The sequence below is a fragment of the Shewanella sp. SR43-8 genome, from assembly GCF_014163775.1.
GTDB classification, from domain to species: Bacteria; Pseudomonadota; Gammaproteobacteria; order Enterobacterales; family Shewanellaceae; genus Shewanella; species Shewanella vesiculosa.
In genome coordinates this window covers 88474-107668 of record NZ_JACJDX010000006.1, presented here as the reverse complement: position 1 = coordinate 107668, position 19195 = coordinate 88474, and the positions used below count along the sequence as shown (strand labels likewise).

Annotated in this window: 17 protein-coding genes; 5 read left to right on the top strand and 12 right to left on the bottom strand. The window is 41.6% G+C overall.

What is annotated here, in order from left to right:
- Positions 1–5: 5 nt before the first annotated feature.
- Complete coding sequence (locus H5114_RS09290; RefSeq protein WP_124015891.1) at positions 6–299, bottom strand: YebG family protein; 294 nt, start codon at positions 297–299, stop codon at positions 6–8.
- 213 nt (positions 300–512) lie between these two features.
- Here H5114_RS09290 and H5114_RS09285 point away from each other — a divergent pair, with 213 nt between their 5' ends.
- The 3 genes from H5114_RS09285 to H5114_RS09275 are packed head-to-tail and all read left to right on the top strand — an operon-like array spanning position 513 to position 4477.
- Entirely contained in the window at positions 513–1139 is a 627-nt protein-coding gene (locus H5114_RS09285) for a paraquat-inducible protein A (protein ID WP_124015890.1), read from the top strand.
- On the top strand, positions 1132–1845 hold the full coding sequence (locus H5114_RS09280) for a paraquat-inducible protein A (RefSeq protein WP_259395264.1): 714 nt from the start codon (positions 1132–1134) through the stop codon (positions 1843–1845). The genes H5114_RS09285 and H5114_RS09280 overlap by 8 nt, the downstream gene beginning before the upstream one ends.
- Positions 1832–4477, top strand: coding sequence for a PqiB family protein (locus H5114_RS09275; protein ID WP_182722779.1), 2646 nt, complete (start codon positions 1832–1834; stop codon positions 4475–4477). The genes H5114_RS09280 and H5114_RS09275 overlap by 14 nt, the downstream gene beginning before the upstream one ends.
- 103 nt (positions 4478–4580) lie before the next feature.
- On the opposite strand, the gene H5114_RS09270 is transcribed toward H5114_RS09275, so the two are convergent.
- Positions 4581–5807 (bottom strand): nucleoside recognition domain-containing protein, encoded by a 1227-nt coding sequence (locus tag H5114_RS09270; protein ID WP_182697155.1) that lies wholly within the window; start codon positions 5805–5807, stop codon positions 4581–4583.
- Between the two features lie 124 nt (positions 5808–5931).
- Here H5114_RS09270 and rsmF point away from each other — a divergent pair, with 124 nt between their 5' ends.
- Positions 5932–7386, top strand: a complete 1455-nt coding sequence (gene rsmF / locus H5114_RS09265) for a 16S rRNA (cytosine(1407)-C(5))-methyltransferase RsmF (RefSeq protein ID WP_182722778.1) — start codon at positions 5932–5934, stop codon at positions 7384–7386.
- 363 nt (positions 7387–7749) lie between these two features.
- Here rsmF and H5114_RS09260 read toward each other — a convergent pair whose 3' ends face one another.
- Genes H5114_RS09260 through apbC form a run of 9 tightly spaced genes read right to left on the bottom strand, consistent with a single transcriptional unit; the run spans position 7750 to position 14832 of the window.
- On the bottom strand, positions 7750–8538 hold the full coding sequence (locus tag H5114_RS09260; protein WP_182722777.1) for a TatD family hydrolase: 789 nt from the start codon (positions 8536–8538) through the stop codon (positions 7750–7752).
- Between the two features lie 54 nt (positions 8539–8592).
- A complete protein-coding gene (locus H5114_RS09255) occupies positions 8593–8919 on the bottom strand; it encodes a PilZ domain-containing protein (RefSeq protein WP_124015885.1) in 327 nt (108 codons plus the stop codon).
- Positions 8920–8973: 54 nt separating this feature from the next.
- Complete coding sequence (gene holB / locus H5114_RS09250) at positions 8974–9948, bottom strand: DNA polymerase III subunit delta' (RefSeq protein WP_182722776.1); 975 nt, start codon at positions 9946–9948, stop codon at positions 8974–8976.
- Between the two features lie 28 nt (positions 9949–9976).
- The gene (gene tmk, locus H5114_RS09245; RefSeq protein ID WP_182697152.1) at positions 9977–10624 is read right to left on the bottom strand and encodes a dTMP kinase; all 648 of its coding nucleotides are present in this window, start codon (positions 10622–10624) and stop codon (positions 9977–9979) included.
- Positions 10621–11631 (bottom strand): endolytic transglycosylase MltG, encoded by a 1011-nt coding sequence (mltG, locus tag H5114_RS09240; protein ID WP_404948298.1) that lies wholly within the window; start codon positions 11629–11631, stop codon positions 10621–10623. Before mltG ends, tmk begins: the two co-directional genes overlap by 4 nt.
- 4 nt (positions 11632–11635) lie before the next feature.
- Positions 11636–12463, bottom strand: a complete 828-nt coding sequence (pabC, locus tag H5114_RS09235) for an aminodeoxychorismate lyase (protein WP_182722775.1) — start codon at positions 12461–12463, stop codon at positions 11636–11638.
- Positions 12463–13047 carry a dCTP deaminase gene (gene dcd, locus H5114_RS09230; protein WP_124015880.1) on the bottom strand — a complete coding sequence of 195 codons (585 nt, stop codon included), beginning with the start codon at positions 13045–13047 and terminating at the stop codon, positions 12463–12465. Before dcd ends, pabC begins: the two co-directional genes overlap by 1 nt.
- Before the next feature lie 21 nt (positions 13048–13068).
- Entirely contained in the window at positions 13069–13707 is a 639-nt protein-coding gene (gene udk / locus H5114_RS09225) for a uridine kinase (RefSeq protein ID WP_182722774.1), read from the bottom strand.
- Positions 13708–13716: 9 nt separating this feature from the next.
- Entirely contained in the window at positions 13717–14832 is a 1116-nt protein-coding gene (gene apbC, locus H5114_RS09220) for an iron-sulfur cluster carrier protein ApbC (RefSeq protein ID WP_182722773.1), read from the bottom strand.
- A gap of 156 nt (positions 14833–14988) precedes the next feature.
- Here apbC and metG point away from each other — a divergent pair, with 156 nt between their 5' ends.
- Positions 14989–17040, top strand: coding sequence for a methionine--tRNA ligase (metG, locus tag H5114_RS09215; RefSeq protein WP_124015877.1), 2052 nt, complete (start codon positions 14989–14991; stop codon positions 17038–17040).
- 136 nt (positions 17041–17176) lie between these two features.
- On the opposite strand, the gene H5114_RS09210 is transcribed toward metG, so the two are convergent.
- Positions 17177–19102, bottom strand: a complete 1926-nt coding sequence (locus H5114_RS09210; protein WP_124015876.1) for a monovalent cation:proton antiporter-2 (CPA2) family protein — start codon at positions 19100–19102, stop codon at positions 17177–17179.
- Positions 19103–19195 lie beyond the last annotated feature (93 nt).

Genomic DNA, 19195 nt, shown 5'->3' with positions numbered 1-19195 from the left:
TACGGCTATTCTGCAGCGGTATTTTTAGCCGTAGTCTTTTTGGTTTTAACTGCAGGAGCGTTTTTAACCTGTACTACGCCTTTTAGCAAGTTAGAAAGCTCATCTTTATTGTTTGCGAGATAAAATGCCAACTGTTCGCACTTATTTTCATCGAGTCCAAGATCTGCCTTTATAAGAAAAGGCACTAGGTTATCGGAAATATCGAGCATCTTATCGTAGGCATCAGCCTCTTTTTTCGATATAAATGTCATCTTTTCCACCCCTTCTCTGACCACGACAAATTGGGTTATCACTGCCATGATGTAATCCTCACTGTTTTTATATACAGTGCATAGAATCTCACATAGTTAACTTATGATGCAAGTGTTCTGATTATTCTGATATTATCAAATACACATTAATGAGTTTCTTTTAACAAATGACACATTTATTTGCCAATATGAGGCAAAGTTGAGAGGTTTACCTCTTAGCTACCCGATAATGATTTTCACTATGGATTAGATTAATTTTTCATGAATGAATTTGATGATCATGATTCTATAATATTATGCCGATCATGTGATTTGGCAGTGAGAAAACGAGCGTTACCCTCTAGTTCTCGCGCTATTTGTCCGCGTTGTCATACTGTTCTCTATGATTCACCGTACTGCTCTATCAATGGTATGTTGGCGCTATGCGTTGCCGCGTTAATTATTTTCATTCCCGCTAATTTGTTACCAGTACTCGAAATTCACTTTCTTGGCAGTGTCAGAACCACGACCGTAATGCAGGCTGCTATGACGGTTTGGGCCGAAGGATATTGGGTCGTAGGCTTAGCGGTAATGGTTGCGGCTGTTATCGCCCCTGGATTATTAATATTGTCGATACTGGCGCAAGTTGTTATTGTCAAATTAGAATTGCACAGCTCATTTTGGCAAAGAACTTATACGACATTGCTAAAAAATCATGGTTTGATATCACAAATGACCATGCTAGAAATTTATGTCATCAGCTTCTTGGTATCTGCATTCCAACTATCTGATTTTTCTGATGTCTATTTTGGTATGGGGACATTCAGTTTTACCATGCTGTTTGTCATCATTCTTTTTTTACAACGTGAATATAAACTTGAGCACATGTGGAGTTATGTTGATGCCTAAAACTCCAATGAATCCCGCTAATGAGCTATCCTCAGCAAGTGAAGAGCCTCATGTAAATATTAACCAGGAAGCCCCAAAAAAAGCTCAAGCCTCTTTGCAAGGGCAAAAGTTAGGCTTATGTTTATGCCCTGTCTGTCGCAAGCTGAATTTAACCAGCAAAAATCATTGCCAGCGCTGTTTTAGCCAATTGAGCAATCGTAATTATGCCAGTATCCAGCAGAGTTGGGCTTTATTGATTACAGCCACTATTTTACTTATCGTCGCTAACATCTACCCTATCACCCTCCTGACAAACCGCGGGGTGGTCACTAAGGATACTATTTTTAGTGGTATTAGCCATTTAGTGCAAACAGGCATGTTGCCGATAGCGGTAATTGTTTTTACTGCCAGTATTTTAGTACCTTGGCTTAAGATTTTTGGCTTAGCCACTTATTTAACCGCCATCAGTTTTAACTTGCCGGTATCAAAAAGAAAATTAATGGTTGGTTTTCACATTATTGAATGGATTGGCCGTTGGTCGATGCTCGACTTATTCGTTATCTCATTAACCGTTGCTTTAGTGAATATGGGACAACTGTTAGATGCTAAACCTGCACCTGCTGCAACTGCATTTGCGTTAGTGATCTTACTGACACAACTTGCGGCAAAAGTGTTAGATACTCGTTTACTCTGGGACCGCTTGGAAAACACCGATGACACAAATTGAATCACCGAAAATTGTTAAGAAAAAATTATTCTCGCCAATATGGTTATTGCCTATTGTCGCCTTAATATTGGGTGCTTGGTTAGGGGTAAAAAGCATTAAAGAGTCAGGCATTGAAATTTTAATCCACTTTCCCAGTGCCGCAGGCATTGATATTGGTAAAACATTAGTAAAATACCAAGGTTTATCGGTCGGTAAAGTCACCGATATTGGTATTGATGATGACCTTAAAGGTGTTAATGTCAAAGTGGTAATGGATTATCGCGCCGACCCATTTTTGAATAAAAACACCTTGTTTTGGTTAGTCAAACCCAAAGCCAGTATTACCGGAGTCGAAGGCTTAGATACGCTATTTTCGGGTAATTATATTGCCATCCAGCCCGGAGATGGCCGTTCGGCAACTGAATTTGAAGCACAGCGCGAAGCACCCGCAATTCTCCCCGGCAGTGAAGGCATAATGATCGAGCTTAAATCGCCTAAACTGGGTTCGATTGATGTAGGTTCACCAGTCTTTTTCCGTCAAGCACCCGTTGGCAGCGTTGTCAGCTATCGCTTAGATGGTAATAAGCAAATTATTATCAGCGCTTTTGTTCAAGAGCAATATGCCCATTTAGTTAACAAAGACTCACACTTTTGGAATGTATCTGGGCTGAAGATTGATGCCTCTTTAGCGGGTATTAAAGTCAGTACTGAGAGTATTGCATCTATTTTGGCTGGCGGGATCAGCTTTGATACCGGAAGCTATACTGAAAAAGCGCAAAATGGTGATGCTTATATTCTTTACCAGGATGAGCTTTCTGCTATTGGTGGGGTACATTTTAGTTTAACCGCGACAGACAACGATGGTGTAAATGAAGGCACGTCTATCATCTACCGCGGTATTGCTATTGGTGAAATAGAAAAAGTGAGTTTGACCGACACTGGAGTGCAGTTTAGCGCTCGAGTTGAACATCAATACCGAGGGCTGATCACCAGCGATAGTCAATTTTGGTTAAGTGGAGCTGACTTATCATTAAAAGGCATTAAAAACCTCAGTCGACTGGTCACTGGTAGTGTAATTAATGTGTTACCTGGTACTCAAGCATCTGATAAAGCAATGCAATTTGAGTTAGCCTCTGAGGCCCCAGATTTACTCACTCAAGCTAAGCTTAAGCTCACCGTAGTGGCCAATACGCATACGGGAGTCAGTAATGGCGCGCAAGTTAGATATAAGCAACTCCCTATTGGGCAAATTACCAGTATTAATTTAAGCAAAGACTTTTCAACCGTTGAGTATCAAATTGAAATTCTCCCGGAATTTAAAAACTTACTCACAAAGGGGAGTTTCTTTATTCCAGAAAGCGCCTTAGCCGTTGACGCTTCATTAGCCGGAATTAAGGTTAAGACTCGCGACGTGACCACTATGCTTGAAGGTGCGATTAGCTTAATTCCAAGTAATAGCGCTACCTTGATTGCACCTAACAGCACCTTACCCTTACATGAATCAATCGAGTCAGCACAGGTGCTTTACGCCCAGCAACAGATGACAAACTTTACCTTGACCAGTATTGATGGCGCCGATTTAACTGAAGGGTCACCGATTTATTATAAGAAAATGCAAATAGGTTCGGTCAATAAAATCAATTGGTTTGCTAAGACAGATAAATTTAATATTGATATTAGTATCGACAATAAATTTGTTGCTCTGGTCAAAGCCAATACTGTTTTTTGGCGCAATGATGCTGTCGCCATCAATGCCAGTTTAGCCGGTGTCGATATTAATGTGGCGCCTCTAAAAGGTGCAATCAATGGCAGTATTGCCCTTGGACACATTGACGAGACCGCGAATCCGCAGATCACACAACCTAATCTGCGTTTATATGAGACCAAGTCACTCGCCCTGATGCAGGCTAAGGTGATTAACCTTATCTTGCCTGTGAGTTCTAAAGTGGCTGAGAAAGCCGCTATTCGCTATCAAGGTCATAAAATTGGTGAAATATCACATGTGAAGCTAAACCAAGATTTAACCACAATTAATGCGCAAGCGTATATTTATGGCCAATATGCAAACCATTTTAGTGCCAGTGACAGTGAATATTTTATTGTTGATGCGCAAATTTCTTTAGCCGGTATTAATGCTCCAGAAACGCTACTCACTGGGCCTTACATTGGGGTAATCCCTGGTAATAGTTTGGAATTGATCGATAGCTTTGTTGCTCAACCTCACGCCAACTTTGAGGCTTCGGTGCCTAAAGATTCTTTATCATTCCAATTGGTTGATGATCAGTTAGGCTCTATTAAGGTTGGCACTCCGCTGTTTTTCCGCGGTATTAAGGTTGGTCAAATTGATGGTTATCAACTAGATAAATCAGGCATTGAAATTACCCTGTTTGCTCATGTCAATGCTGAATACAGCCACTTGATAAACCAAAGCAGCCAATTTTGGGATGCTTCTGGGATCAAGTTAGATATCGGTTTATTTTCTGGCGCACAGTTAGAAACGGGCTCACTAGAAACCATACTGGCTGGCGGCATTGCATTTGCAACGCGTGATACAACCTCTGACAGCAATGGTATTGATGCATCGAGCCGTTTTCCATTGCATAAAAATATGCAAGATGAATGGATACAATGGCAACCTTTACAAACTAAGTAGTCTTATCTCGAAATACTCGCGATATAGCAAGATCAAAAGGCCGATATATGTATCGGCCTTTTGATGTTTAACGCTCTTAAGTATCAGGAGGTAATGTTAATCATTAACCATAAAACCAATAACACACAGCGATTGCCGCAGTAATACCGGCAAAGTCGGCTGCTAATCCACAACCTAGCGCATGGCGACCATTACGAATACCAACAGAACCAAAGTACACAGCAAGGACATAAAACGTTGTTTCAGTGCTGCCTTGTAAAATAGCCGCTAGACGACCCGCAAACGAATCAACCCCATGATGACTCATGGTTTCTAACATCATGGCACGCGCGCCAGAACCGCTAAAGGGTTTCATCAATGCAGTAGGCATTGCATCAATAAAGCGCGTATCTGCGCCCAATGCACTAACGCCACTTGCCAACAAGTGTAACGCATAATCTAGTGCGCCAGAGGCTCTAAGAAAGCCAATGGCTAATAACATTGCCAACAAATACGGAATCAGCTGAATGGCTTGGCCAAAGCCTTGCTTAGCGCCGTCGACAAACTCATCATAAACAGCAATTTTGCGATAGCCTGCAACCAAAATAAAACTTAAAATCAGTAACAACAATATGCCATTGCCTAACACCATAGACACTTGCCCTATTGCATCTGCCGACAATGTCACCAAATAAGCTATTGCTGCCATGAATACACTCATAATGACAGCTGCATACGCTAAAATAACACTGTTAAATAACGAAATCCGTTGCACTAAGGCAACAACCAATAGCCCCACTACAGTAGAGACACTCGTGGCCAATAAGATTGGTAGAAAGATATCTGCAGGATTAGCCGCCCCTTGTTGGGCACGATATAGAAATACGGTGACGGGTACTAAGGTGACTGACGAGGTGTTTAACACTAAAAATAAAATTTGGGCGTTGGTTGCAACTGATTTGACAGGGTTAAGGGTTTGTAGATCGTGCATAGCTTTTAAGCCAAGAGGCGTAGCGGCATTATCTAGCCCCAGCATATTGGCAGTCAAATTCATGCTAATACTGCCATAAGCGACATGACCACGAGGCACCTCTGGCATCAACTTAGACAGCAAAGGCTCGAATATCCGCGCAAACAAACCGACAACACCGGCCTTTTCGCCTACTTGCATCAAGCCCATCCACAAGGCTAATACGCCAATTAACCCAATTGAAATGTCAGCTGCTAATTTAGCACTGGCAAACAATGCCGTAACCGACTCACTTAATATATTGACGTTGCCATTCACTAATTGGATTACGATAGACAAGGCTGCAATGATAAAAAATAATAACCACACTCTATTTAACACGCATATCTCCATCATCTAGTCAGTTTTACTAACGTCAATATACAGTAATCATTGCCGATCAGGGCGCACAATTCCGTGATATGATCGCTGCAATGACTGCAAAAATAATTTATCGTTTATTATTATGGCCCAATTAAATACAAACTTTATCAATCATATTGAGAAAGAGTTACCCACTCACTTATCTTTAGAAGAGTTTATCGCCTATTGCGACAAACCGCTTCGTAAATCTATTCGGGTGAATACACTAAAAATTAGCACCGCACAGTTCGTCAATATCATGAGGCAAGCAGGTTGGCTGCTATCGCCGATCCCTTGGTGTGAAGATGGATTTTGGATTGAAGGTAAAGACGATGTTCAACTAGGTAATGCCATAGAACATATCCAAGGCTTGTTTTATATTCAAGAAGCCAGTTCTATGTTGCCACCGACGGCATTGTTTTCAAGTAAAGCCAACCCTGAAATTGTTTTAGATGTGGCTTCTGCCCCCGGCTCTAAAACCACTCAAATGGCAGCCTTAATGAATAACAGTGGCTTGTTAGTGGCCAATGAATATTCTGCCAGCCGAGTAAAGGTATTACACGCCAACGTGCTCCGTATGGGCGCTAGCCACACGGCTCTAACCCATTTTGATGGCAGAGTCTTTGGCGAGTATTTATTTGAAGCATTTGACGCCATTTTACTTGATGCACCTTGCGGCGGTGAAGGTACGGTTCGTAAAGATCCATTGGCCTTAAAACATTGGGATATTGAGGATGTTACCGCCATAGGCGAAACTCAAAAAGATTTGATCGAATCGGCATTTTTAGCGCTAAAACCCGGCGGGACCTTAGTGTATTCAACCTGTACTCTGAGCCAGTTAGAAAACCAGCATATTTGCCAACATTTACAACAAACCTTTCCTGATGCAGTTGAGTTTATCTCATTGGCGCAGTTATTTGATGGCGCAGATAAAGCATGTACCGAAGAAGGTTTTCTACATGTTTGGCCGCAAATTTACGACAGTGAAGGATTCTTTGTCGCCAAAATCCGCAAAACAGCCTCGGTTGAACGACGAAAAAAACAGCCTAAGTCGCAAAAAAACTTCCCTTTTACGGTCGCAAACGATAAACAACAAACAGAGTTAAGGCATTATTTTAAAGAAAGCTTTTCCATCAATATCCCCGCCGACGACATCATTATGTTACGGGATGACGAGTACTGGTTATTCCCAGCTCAGTTTATGCCTTTTATTGGTAAAATGCGTTTTCAGCGTATTGGACTTAAACTCGCAGACGCAATGAAGAAGGGCTACAAAGCGAAACATGAAGCCATCATTGCCTTATCAGCATCAACATACGACGCCCCAAGAACCATTGAGTTGACAGCATCACAAGCTAAAGACTTTTTGATGGGACGCGATATTGCCAGCAACAGCTTTGATGATGCCATACAACAACGTTTGGCTATCACGACACAAGGCGAAATGTTAGTCAGTTATCATCACGCAGTATTAGGCGTAGTAAAGCATTTAGGCCATAGACTGAAAAACAATTTACCGCGAGAGTTAGTCCGCGATAACGTCAATCTAAGCCTATAACGACTTGTAACCAAGTCATTTTTAATCATGACGATAAACCCTATAATCAGTGGCTTGATGTAAAGATGAATTTAATATCAAATTAATAGTGATTTATTTGATTAAATTTCATGCAAAAACCAATCGACCTGACTATAGTTAATCAATGTTTGATTCACTATTTGGCTGCTTAAGCAATCTTAAGCAGCCACGACAGTAGCGCAAGGCTCTTAATCGAGCCCTTTCCCTAGACCCAGAACAATTGGATAGTTTTGGGTCTTTTTTTATCTTATTTTCCAATCAACAAGCAGCAATCCATTACCCCATTATATTGATTTAAAAGTCATTTAATGTGGGAAATGGATTATTATTGCCAGAATCTAGTTAGCGACCGATCAACTTAGCAGCATCTTTGAATAAATTAAAAAAGTTATCCGTGGTGTACTGCGCTAACGCTTCAAATTTTTCACCGCGTAATTCTGCAACAAACTCAGCAACATCTCTAACATAGGCTGGCTGATTCTCTTGACCACGATGTGGCACCGGCGCTAAATAAGGAGAATCAGTTTCTACCAGTAATCTGTCTTTGGGCACTTGACGAATAACACTGCGAAGCTCACCCGCGTTTTTGAAGGTCACAATACCTGAAACAGAAATATAAAAACCTAAATCGATGGCCGCCTTAGCCATTTCCCAGCTTTCAGTAAAGCAATGCAATACGCCGCCGACTTTGTCAGCGCCTCCAGCTTTAAGCATATTAATGGTATCTTCTCGGGCATCACGAGTATGAACAATTAATGGTTTATTCACCTCTACAGCTAAAGCAATTTGTTGTTCAAAACACTGTTGTTGCAAGGTTTTAGTATCATTTGAATAGAAGTAATCCAAACCCGTTTCGCCAATAGCCACTACGCGAGGATCGTCAGCAAAACGTTTAATGTCTTCAATATTCAAGCCTTCTTGCACATCGAGAGGATGTACACCAGAAGACAAAAAAACATTATCAAAGGCTGACACCTTGTCGCGCATGGCTTCAAAGCCTTGTTGGCGGACATTGACGCACAATAAATAGTCAACACCTTGAGTTTTGGCATTGTCCATAATGGATTGTAAACTGGCTGAGTCTGGGGCCGCTTTTAAACGGTCAAGGTGGCAATGTGAATCAATTAGCATGGGAATTCTTTCGCAACTACATTAAAAATAAAACAGATGCGCAAGAATACCTAGCTACATAGTGCAGGTCAAATCGCTAGAGGAAAGTTCGCTCGATAATAACTTTTCAATATGGTGTTTATGGCTTTCAACATCCGTTTTAATTTTAACCCCAATACCAGCAGGACGCCCACCGGATGCCCCTAATGGATTAATCCATACCACAGTGCCTTTAAATTCTGTGGCCTGGGTTGCATCAGGTAATCGATAAGCAATCGTAAGCTCTTGGCCTAAAAAATGACTTTCTGTAGTCGCAATAAATAAACCAGCAGGCTTAATAAACGGCATATAAGCACGATAGAGTTTATGTAATGTATCGTAGTGAACAACAAGATCGACCATAAGTAATTATTTTCATTCCATAAATAGGTTAGATGTTAGTATAACCAAATAGCGTTAATTGGTTAGCTTCCTAAATGCGAGAACATATTGTTGACACAATGCTTGAGTATTCACGCTGGGCATAGTTTCAAGCTTATGACACATCTTCATCACTTGCCCGCCAAGATCAATCACTTTAGCTTGAACTAACGGATTTAATGGCTGACGATCCGCTTTTACTCTACTACTTTTTAACACATATTGACGTAAGTACAAATACAAAACATTAAGTGCATCAACAATTTGTTGTTCAGACACCTTGAGTAAACTAGCACTTAAATGACCCGTTTTTAAACTGTGAGCCCAATCTTGGCGAAATGTTAGCAATTGTTGATAATGCTGACTGGTTAAACTGTTTGCTAACGCCAAAGGACCACCCACAACACTAAGACACCAAGTCACATCGTGAGTTTTACCCTCGGCATTGGCTGCAGGCAACAGCTGCTGCGCAGCTAGCCAGTGTTGGATATCTAACTTAGTCGGTTCAATAAATTTAAGAGTTTGGCAACGGCTAGTAATAGTCGCGAGTAACTGAGCTGATGTATTGGTTTGCAAAATGAGCACAACATCATCACCAGGTTCTTCAAGTGTTTTGAGTAATGCGTTTGCTGCGGCTAAATTTAAGCGCTCAGCATCAACGATTATCGCCACGCGCGCCCCACCTTGCTGAGCCGTTTGCGTTAATTTTTGACATAGCTGACGAATTTGATCAACTTTAATTTGGTTACCATCTGGCTCAATAATATACAGATCTGGATGATTACCAGCAGCCAATAGCAAACAGCTTTTACATTGACCACAAGCACCCACTGGGGTCAGTTGTTGGCAAAGTATTGTTTGTGCCGCAGCTTTAGCGAGCTTATCCCCCCCAAGCGCTCTATCAATATTGAACAAGTGGGCATGGCTAGTTTTACCGCGATAATGTTGATCAACAAAGCGCTGATGCGGCTCGGCTAACCATGGTAATTGGTCAATCTGATAATCACTCATATCGCCACATTATCCTTTTTTATAACAATCACAGCTCTGCCATAAGAACGGGCAAATGATGTTGTAATTGCATCTGTATATCATGATGAACCTGCGCCATAGATTGACTTGCATCGATAACCACTATGCTGTCATCCTCATGGGCTAATTGTAAGTAGGTACGCCTGGCTCGTTCGAAAAAATCAATCGCTTGCTGCTCAATTCTATCAAGTTTGCCGCGACTTGCCGCACGACTTAAGCCGAGTGTTGGATCGATATCTAAATACAAGGTGAGATCAGGTTTAAAGCCTCTCAAACAAGCATCACTGACCGCTTTGACTAAGGGCATTAATCCTCGGCCACCACCTTGGTAAGCCAGTGAAGATAAGTTATGCCTATCACCCAGCACCCACTTACCTGCAGCTAATGCCGGTTTGATAACATTAGCGATTAACTGTGATCGGGCAGCATAAATAAGCAAACACTCTGCTTCGTCACACAAGGGGTCAGTCTCATCAGCAATTTTAACTAAATCGCGCATTTTTTCTGCTAATGGCGTGCCGCCTGGCTCACGGGTACACACAGGAGCCTGACCAATATGGCGCTGAATAATATCATTAACCAGGGCTATCGCGCTTGATTTACCCGCACCTTCTAATCCTTCAATGACAATAAACTTGCCTTGCTGTTGACTCATTTTCTTTTTCTCTGAAATTCATTTACGGCATTGTTATGTGCTTTTAACGTGGATGAAAACACATGGCTACCATCATTACGTGACACAAAATATAAATAATTTACGTTAGCAGGATTGGCCGCTGCAAAGAGTGATGCTCGGCTAGGGGCAGCAATTGGCGTTGGTGGTAAACCATCAATAGTATAAGTATTAAATGCAGTCGCTTGGCGTAAATCTTTACGGGTAATATTGCCTTTATAACGCTCACCCATACCATAAATAACCGTCGGGTCGGTTTGCAAGCGCATGCCTTTTTTGAGTCGATTATTAAACACTGCGGAAACCCAATCACGTTCTTCAGGTTTACCAGTTTCTTTTTCAATAATAGAAGCAATAATCAATAGCTCATAGGGTGACGATAAAGCTAAATCAGGATCACGCCCTTCCCATGCTTGGGCTAAGCTCTCCTGCATCATGTTGTAACTACGATTTAATATGGTCTGTAAATTATCATCCGCATGATAATGGAATGTTTCCGGATAAAACTTACCTTCAGGCAAGCCAGATGTATCACCATGTTGTAATAACACTTGGTTAAAGTCATCTGCGTTTTTTGCTAAATGTTCAGTCGTTGCCAGAGTTTGTTGCCACTCAGCAATGGTTTTGCCTTCGATTAGGGTCACACTGAAAACCACTTGTTGGCCTAAATACAAACGTTTTAATAATGCTTCTAATGTATCGCCGGGGATCAATTGGTATAAGCCCGTCTTAATATTGGCAAACTTTGGTTCAAGTTTAACCAGGTATTTAACTTTCCAACTATCAGTAATCAATGATTGTTGCTCAAGCTGTTGCGCAAGCTTAATCACCGATGTGCCGGGCTCTACTGTCAGCGTCTGGCTTTCAGTTAACTGCAATGGCTGTTTTTGATAAGTCATTAGGCCAGATACTAGCCAATAGCCACCAATACAAGTCAAGGTGAATAAAGGAATTAAACTAGCTAATATAAATGTTTTTATTTTTTTAATCATATTATAAATTCACACTTAGAATTTGCCTGAATCGCGGTGTTTGCGTCCAACGGCTAAATTGAAAATCGTCAATGGCGGTAACATCAATCATGCCAAATAAACTGTTGGTTATAAATATATGCTCAGCAGCTTGAACATCGCTTAACGTAAGTCGTGTTGCCATCACAGCAATACCATGACAAAGCAGCGTATCAATGATGATTTCGCGCATCACGCCGCTGACACCCGCATGCGTTATTGCAGGGGTAAGTACTTGATTATTTTTGACGATAAAAAGATTAGCCATTGATGACTCAATCACATAACCATCACAATCAAACACCAACCAATCTTGATAAGTGTCAACTAGAGGTTGAGACTTAATTAGCACCTGTTCCAACCGATTAAGATGTTTTATGCCCGCTAAAAGTGGTTGTCTGCCTAGACATATCGATGATGATGCTAACGAAATGCCACTTTGCTGCCAATCAAGATAATGATCTGGAATGGCATTAACGGACACAACTTCAGTCACGTTTGAGCTTGACGGTGCTTGATAACCACGGCCGCCGACTCCGCGCGTGAGCAAAAGCTTAATACAATGTTGTGGGTATTGCCTTGCGAGTTGCTGCAGTTGCTCTATTAATAAATCACTGGCATGCCACTCAATACCCAAGCGTTCACAGCCCTGCTGCAAACGACAAATATGACCATCAAGGAATAAAATCCCTGCCGGCATATCAGCTGATGCGGTGCGCATAGTTGCAAACACACCATCACCATAAGCAACAGCACGATCAAATGGATTTATCGTGCCGTTCTCGTGATGATTAACCCAAACTGGCGCCATTATTTATCCTGGCTGATCCGGCTTGCGACAGCCTCTTGTTGATCTTTATATTTCGAACTTTTACGAGTGTTATAAGGGCGAGCGACCGCTGAACTTAAGCGCTCAAAATTAAGCGCGCCGATGGTCATGCCTGGGCGTAATGCTAATGGCAACTTGCCACTGTTAAAGAACTCAAGCACGATTTTCCCTTGCCAACCAGGATCAATACGATGCGCAGTCACATGCACCATTAAACCTAAGCGCGCAAGCGATGAGCGACCATCTAACCAGCCGACAACATCGGCAGGTAAAGTGACACTTTCATAGGTCACAGCCAAAGCTAACTCGCCAGGATGGAGGAAAAAAGCTTGGTCGTCAGCGATTTCAATTTTATCGCTCATAATTCGATCAAGGGCTATTTGCATTTCTGCACTGGGGCCACTTAAATCAATAAAAGGTGCCGTATGGTCTTTAAATACCCGAAATTGGCTGCCTAAACGGACATCGACACTGACACCAGAAATGGCTTCTATACCAGGGCGAGGATCGATGATAATGCTACCATTATCTAAACATTGCTCAATTTCTATATCGGTTAAACGCATGCGGCACTCTCTTAAATAAGGCTATCTAGCCAATAAATGCTGAATTCTAGTTTTTAAAATATCCGTTGCGATGCGGTTTTTACCACCACGAGGCACGATAATATCGGCATATTGCTTCGACGGTTCGATAAACTGTAAAAACATTGGACGTACTGTTCGTTTATATTGCGCAATAACGGTTTCCATTGTGCGGCCGCGCTCAGCAACATCGCGGGTTAACCGACGTAAAAAACAAATGTCTAATGGCGTGTCCATAAACACACTGGCATCCATTAACTCACGCAGCTTAGGGTCGGTTAATAACAAAATACCTTCAAGGATAATGACTTTTTTAGGCTGCATGTTAAGCGTTTCAGTGGTACGCGTATGCTCAGTATAGCTATAACAAGGAATACTAACGGCTTCACCTCGTTTTAGCTGAGTTAAATGAGTCGCTAATAATTGATGATCCAATGCTTTTGGATGATCGTAATTGGTTTTGACTCTATCTTCCATGGTCAAATGACTTTGATCCCGATAATAGGCATCTTCATTGATCACACCAATTTGATTGGTTCCTAAATCACGACACAATTCTTCAAAAATTGTTTTAGCAATTAAACTTTTACCTGAAGCCGACGCACCGGCAATCCCAATAATGACACACTGCTGAGAATTCATCTCTTAACCTTACTCGTCTTCTGATATGCTAATTTTTACGGTTGATTGTACTTGTTGAAGTGATAACTCAGCCCCAAGCTTGCGGGCAATTTCGCGATATATCCCTGACACTTCACTTTCTGGTTCGCTCATTACGCTCGGCGTACCATTGTCCATTGATTCACGAATATTGATATGCAGTGGCAGTGCGCCTAACAACGGCACGTTATAGCGTTTAGCTATTTCACTACCACCATGAGTACCAAATGGGTGTTCTTTATGACCACATTCAGGACAAAGATGGAAACTCATGTTCTCGATAATCCCAAGTACTGGGATATTGACCTTGTTAAACATGGTAATGCCTTTTTTAGCATCCGCTAAGGCAATGTCTTGTGGCGTGGTAACAATGACGGCACCGCTTACTGGCACTTTTTGCGACAAGGTTAATTGAATGTCACCGGTTCCAGGTGGCATATCGATAATCAAATAGTCTAATTCAGGCCATTGGGTTTCATTGAGTAACTGCGCTAATGCACCAGCCGCCATAGGACCACGCCATACCGCAGCTTCATCACCACTTAACATAAAACCAATTGATTGCGCAGAAATACCATGAACTAGCGCTGGCGTCATGTGCTTGCCATCTGGCGATTGTGGACGAAAATTAGGAATACCTAACATCAATGGAATAGACGGGCCATAAATGTCGGCATCCAAAATACCCACTTCAGCGCCTTCAGCCTTTAAGGCTAATGCAAGATTCACTGCGGTAGTTGATTTACCCACACCACCTTTACCTGATGCCACGGCAATAACTTGCTTTACGTTAGGAATAGGTGCAATAGCAGGCAGTGCTGAATAAACTCGAGGCTGAAAATCAATTTCACACTCCACTTCATCAATCGCGTCAAGTACAGCCAATTTATTGGTCACAGCCATCACAGTATCGCGATATTGTGTCATACACGGATAAGGATAAACTAAGCCTAATTGTAGGCGTTTTCCTTCTATCGACAGTGCGGTTACACATCCTGCACTCACTAAGCCTTTACGCAAATAAGGGTCTTCAAATGCTTCTAAAATATCTAACACTGGTGACAATAATTCATCACTTAATTGATAATTTGTATGTGTATTGACCAAAACGGCAACTCCGAAGTAGAAATTTGCTCAAGTGTATCAGAACTTGGTAAAAAAATAGCGACTATTAAGCTTTTTTAAGTCATGTTTTGGTGAAAAAAGTCTGCAAATCAGTTAGTATCAGGCAATATTTTTGGTGTAATTTGATATCGAGACAAAATGACAAAATCACAGCGTAAAATACTGGTCACAAGTGCCCTACCTTATGCCAACGGCCCGATCCACCTAGGCCACATGCTTGAGTACATCCAAACGGATATCTGGTCACGTTTTCAAAAATTACGTGGTCATGAATGCCACTACATTTGCGCCGACGATGCTCACGGCACACCGATCATGCTCAAAGCGCAGCAAATGGGTATTACACCAGAAGAAATGATTGCTCAGGTTCAAAAGGAACATCAGCAAGATTTCGCCGACTTCAATATCCAGTTTGATAATTTCCACAGCACTCATAGCGAAGAAAATCGCGCCTTAGCCTGTGATATTTACCTAAAACTGCGTGATGGTGGTTACATCAAAACCAAAACCATTTCACAATTATATGACCCTGAAAAATTAATGTTCTTACCAGACCGTTTTGTTAAAGGCACCTGCCCAAAATGTAAGTCTGAAGATCAATACGGCGATAACTGTGATAATTGTGGCGCAACCTACAGCACTACGGATTTAATCAATCCTAAGTCAGCCGTATCTGGCGCAACACCGATAATGAAAGACACCGAACATTTCTTTTTTGACCTACCTGCATTTGAAGGCATGTTAAAAGAGTGGATCCAATCAGGTTCCTTGCAACAAGAAATGGCCAACAAGCTTAACGAATGGTTTGATCAAGGCCTAAAGCAATGGGATATCTCCCGTGATGCACCTTACTTTGGATTTGAAATTCCTGACGCTCCAGGTAAGTTTTTCTATGTCTGGTTAGATGCACCTATTGGTTATATGGGGTCATTTAAAAACTTATGTAATAAGCGTGATGACTTAAACTTTGACGATTTCTGGGGCCTAGACTCAACCGCAGAGGTGTATCACTTCATCGGTAAAGACATTGTCTATTTCCACAGTTTATTCTGGCCTGCCATGCTTGAAGGCGCTGGTATTCGTAAACCGACTAGCGTGTATGCTCACGGCTATGTCACTGTTAATGGTTCAAAAATGTCGAAATCAAAAGGCACGTTTATCAAAGCGCGCACTTATCTAGACAATTTGGATCCTGAATACCTACGTTATTATTACGCCGCTAAATTAAACAGCCGTATTGATGATTTAGATTTAAACTTAGAAGATTTTGCCCAACGCGTTAACTCTGACTTGGTCGGAAAATTAGTTAACCTTGCCTCTCGTACCGCTGGTTTTATCAGTAAACGTTTTGACGGTAAATTAGCCAAGGTTACTGACAGCAGCCTAAGCGACATATTCTTAGCCAAAAGCGAGATTATTGCTGAATTATATGAAACCCGCGAATTTGGTAAAGCGATGCGTGAAATCATGGCGCTAGCAGATATTGCTAATGCTTATGTTGCTGACGCCGCACCTTGGCAATTAGTTAAGCATGAAGATAAACAACAAGAAGCACATCAGGTTTGCAGTAATGCATTAAATCTGTTCAGAATTTTGGTGACTTATCTTAAGCCTGTATTACCTAAGCTTGCCGAAAATGTTGAAGGATTTTTACAGTTAACCTTAACATGGGATAATTTGGCCCAAGATTTATCAGGCCATGAAATTGCACCATTTAAAGCCTTAATGCAACGTATCGAACCTAAGAGTATTGAAGCTATCATCGATGCCTCTAAAGAAAACTTGCAAGCCACTAATACGGACGCTCCTAAAACCGATGCGCCGACACAAGCCGTTAATCAATTAGAGCAAGATCCTATCAGCCCAGAAATAAGCTTTGAAGATTTTGCAAAAATTGACTTACGAATTGCTCGTATCAGCAAAGCGGAACATATCGAGAAAGCCAATAAACTACTGCGTCTAGAATTAGATTTAGGCGGCGAAACTAAGCAAGTATTTGCGGGTATAAAATCGGCTTATGCGCCTGAAGACTTAGTGGGTAAACTCACCGTAATGGTGGCAAACCTTGCCCCACGCACGATGAAGTTTGGTGATTCAGAAGGTATGGTATTAGCGGCTGGCCCGGGTGGTAAAGATTTATTTATACTTGAGCCTCATGAAGGTGCGCAGCCAGGTATGCGAGTTAAATAACACTTAACTTCATAAAAAAGACCGCTGCGGCGGTCTTTTTTTTAGTTTGCACCTTCATCAAATCAATAAGCAATTATTAATTATCAAAGCCATTGCAGCTAGTTAGCAGGTTCATCGACAATAATAAAATCATCCATTAATCATTAGCGCTAACATCACCGTCAGATTTTTGGGTTAGCTTAATAGCATGCTGAAGATCAACATCAGCATGATGAGCGGCATTATCTTCATCCATTGCTTGTTTCAATCGCTCTTCATACAACATAAACAGTTTAATAAAATCATTACTATAGCGCTCACCTGCTGATTCTTTCAACCAAAAATCATACAAACGTTTTGAGGCTTCTTTTTCAACACGCTTATAGGTTGCCTTTCGTCTTAAAACATATTCTTCACTGTTACCAAGCAACTGTAACGAGGACACACTCAGTTCAAGTGCTGAATGATGGGTTTCTGATTCGACGATGTCAGCCCCTGCATCTTTTAACAAATGACCATGGCCTCGATCGAAGGCTCTGGCGACAATTTTCAGTTTTGGGTAAGTTTGATGCAAATATTTGACTAATTCGACGCTGCTTTCGCGATTATCGATAGCCACCACAAAAAGCGATGCTTGTTCTATACCGGCAGTTTTTAATAAGTCAGGTCGAGTGGCGTCACCATAATAGGCTTTGGTATTAATACGCCTAATAGTGTCCACTTGCGATACCTGATAATCGAGCACGACAGTTTTAATATTATTTGATATTAAAAAGCGATTGACTACTTGGCCAAAACGGCCAATACCCGCAATAATAACAGTGCCCTCATCATCGATATTATCTTGCTCACGTTGATTGGTTTTCACTTGAAAGCGCGGGTAAATGACTTTATCAAATAAAATGAATAGTCCAGGGGTTAAAAACATCGATAGTGCTACTACGATAGACAAGGTCTGAGCTAAGTCAGTTGGAATAACATGTTGTTGCACACTAAAATTTAGCAATACAAAGCCAAACTCACCCGCTTGAGCTAGGCATAAGGTGAATAACCAACGATCGCTGCCTTTAATCCTGAAAATCAACGCTAGCACGTACAACACCATCGCTTTTATCAACATCACACTTAAAGTGATGGCAATTATTTCAGCAAAATCAGCAAACAACACCGAAAAATCTATCCCGGCACCCACGGTGATAAAAAACAAGCCTAACAACAAGCCTTTAAACGGACCTATATTTGCTTCAAGCTCATGCTTAAACTCACTGTTTGCTAGCACCACGCCCGCTAAAAAGGTACCTAATGCAGGCGAGATCCCCACCAAACTCATTAATGCGGCAATGCCTATCACTAACATAAGTGCTGCAGCTGTTGATATTTCACGCGCACCAGACTCAGCAACGATTTTAAATAAAGGTCGGCTTAAATAATGACCGCCCAACACCACGACACTAATGGCTAACAACAATACAATCGCATACGCCCACCCAGGTAAAGATGCCACTAAGCTTAGCTGCTCGTGTTGTTCACTCATACTGCTTACAGCAGCTTGGGCTTGCTCAACTAATTCAGGTAAAGCCAATAACGGAATAAAGGCCAACATGGGAATAACGGCAATGTCTTGAAACAACAATACCGAAAAGGCATTTTTACCTGCATGAGTCTTATTGAGACGTTTTTCAGATAACGTTTGTAATACAATTGCGGTAGAAGACAGAGAAAAAATTAACCCGATAGTTAATGCAATACTCAATTGATAGCCAGCATAAATGGCACAGGCCATAACCGCCACAACCGAACCCACAACTTGCAGGCCACCCAGTCCGAGTAAACGATTTCGCATCGCCCACAACATTTTTGGTTCAAGTTCTAAGCCAACCAAAAATAGCATCATCACAACACCAAATTCAGCAAAATGTTGGATAGTGTTGGTTTCACTGCCCACTAAACCAATAATAGGTCCAATAACAACCCCAGCAATGAGGTAGCCGAGTACCGAACCCAATCCCAATTTATTTGCTAAAGGGACGGCGATAACGGCAGCGGTTAAATAAATAAAGGCTTGTAAAAAATACTCGGTCATTTACCCAATCTCAAAGAAAGCAATATCATCCGCACACGCTCTGTCATCAATGATACTGGCCACATTCAATACCAATGACCCAGTAACCTTGCC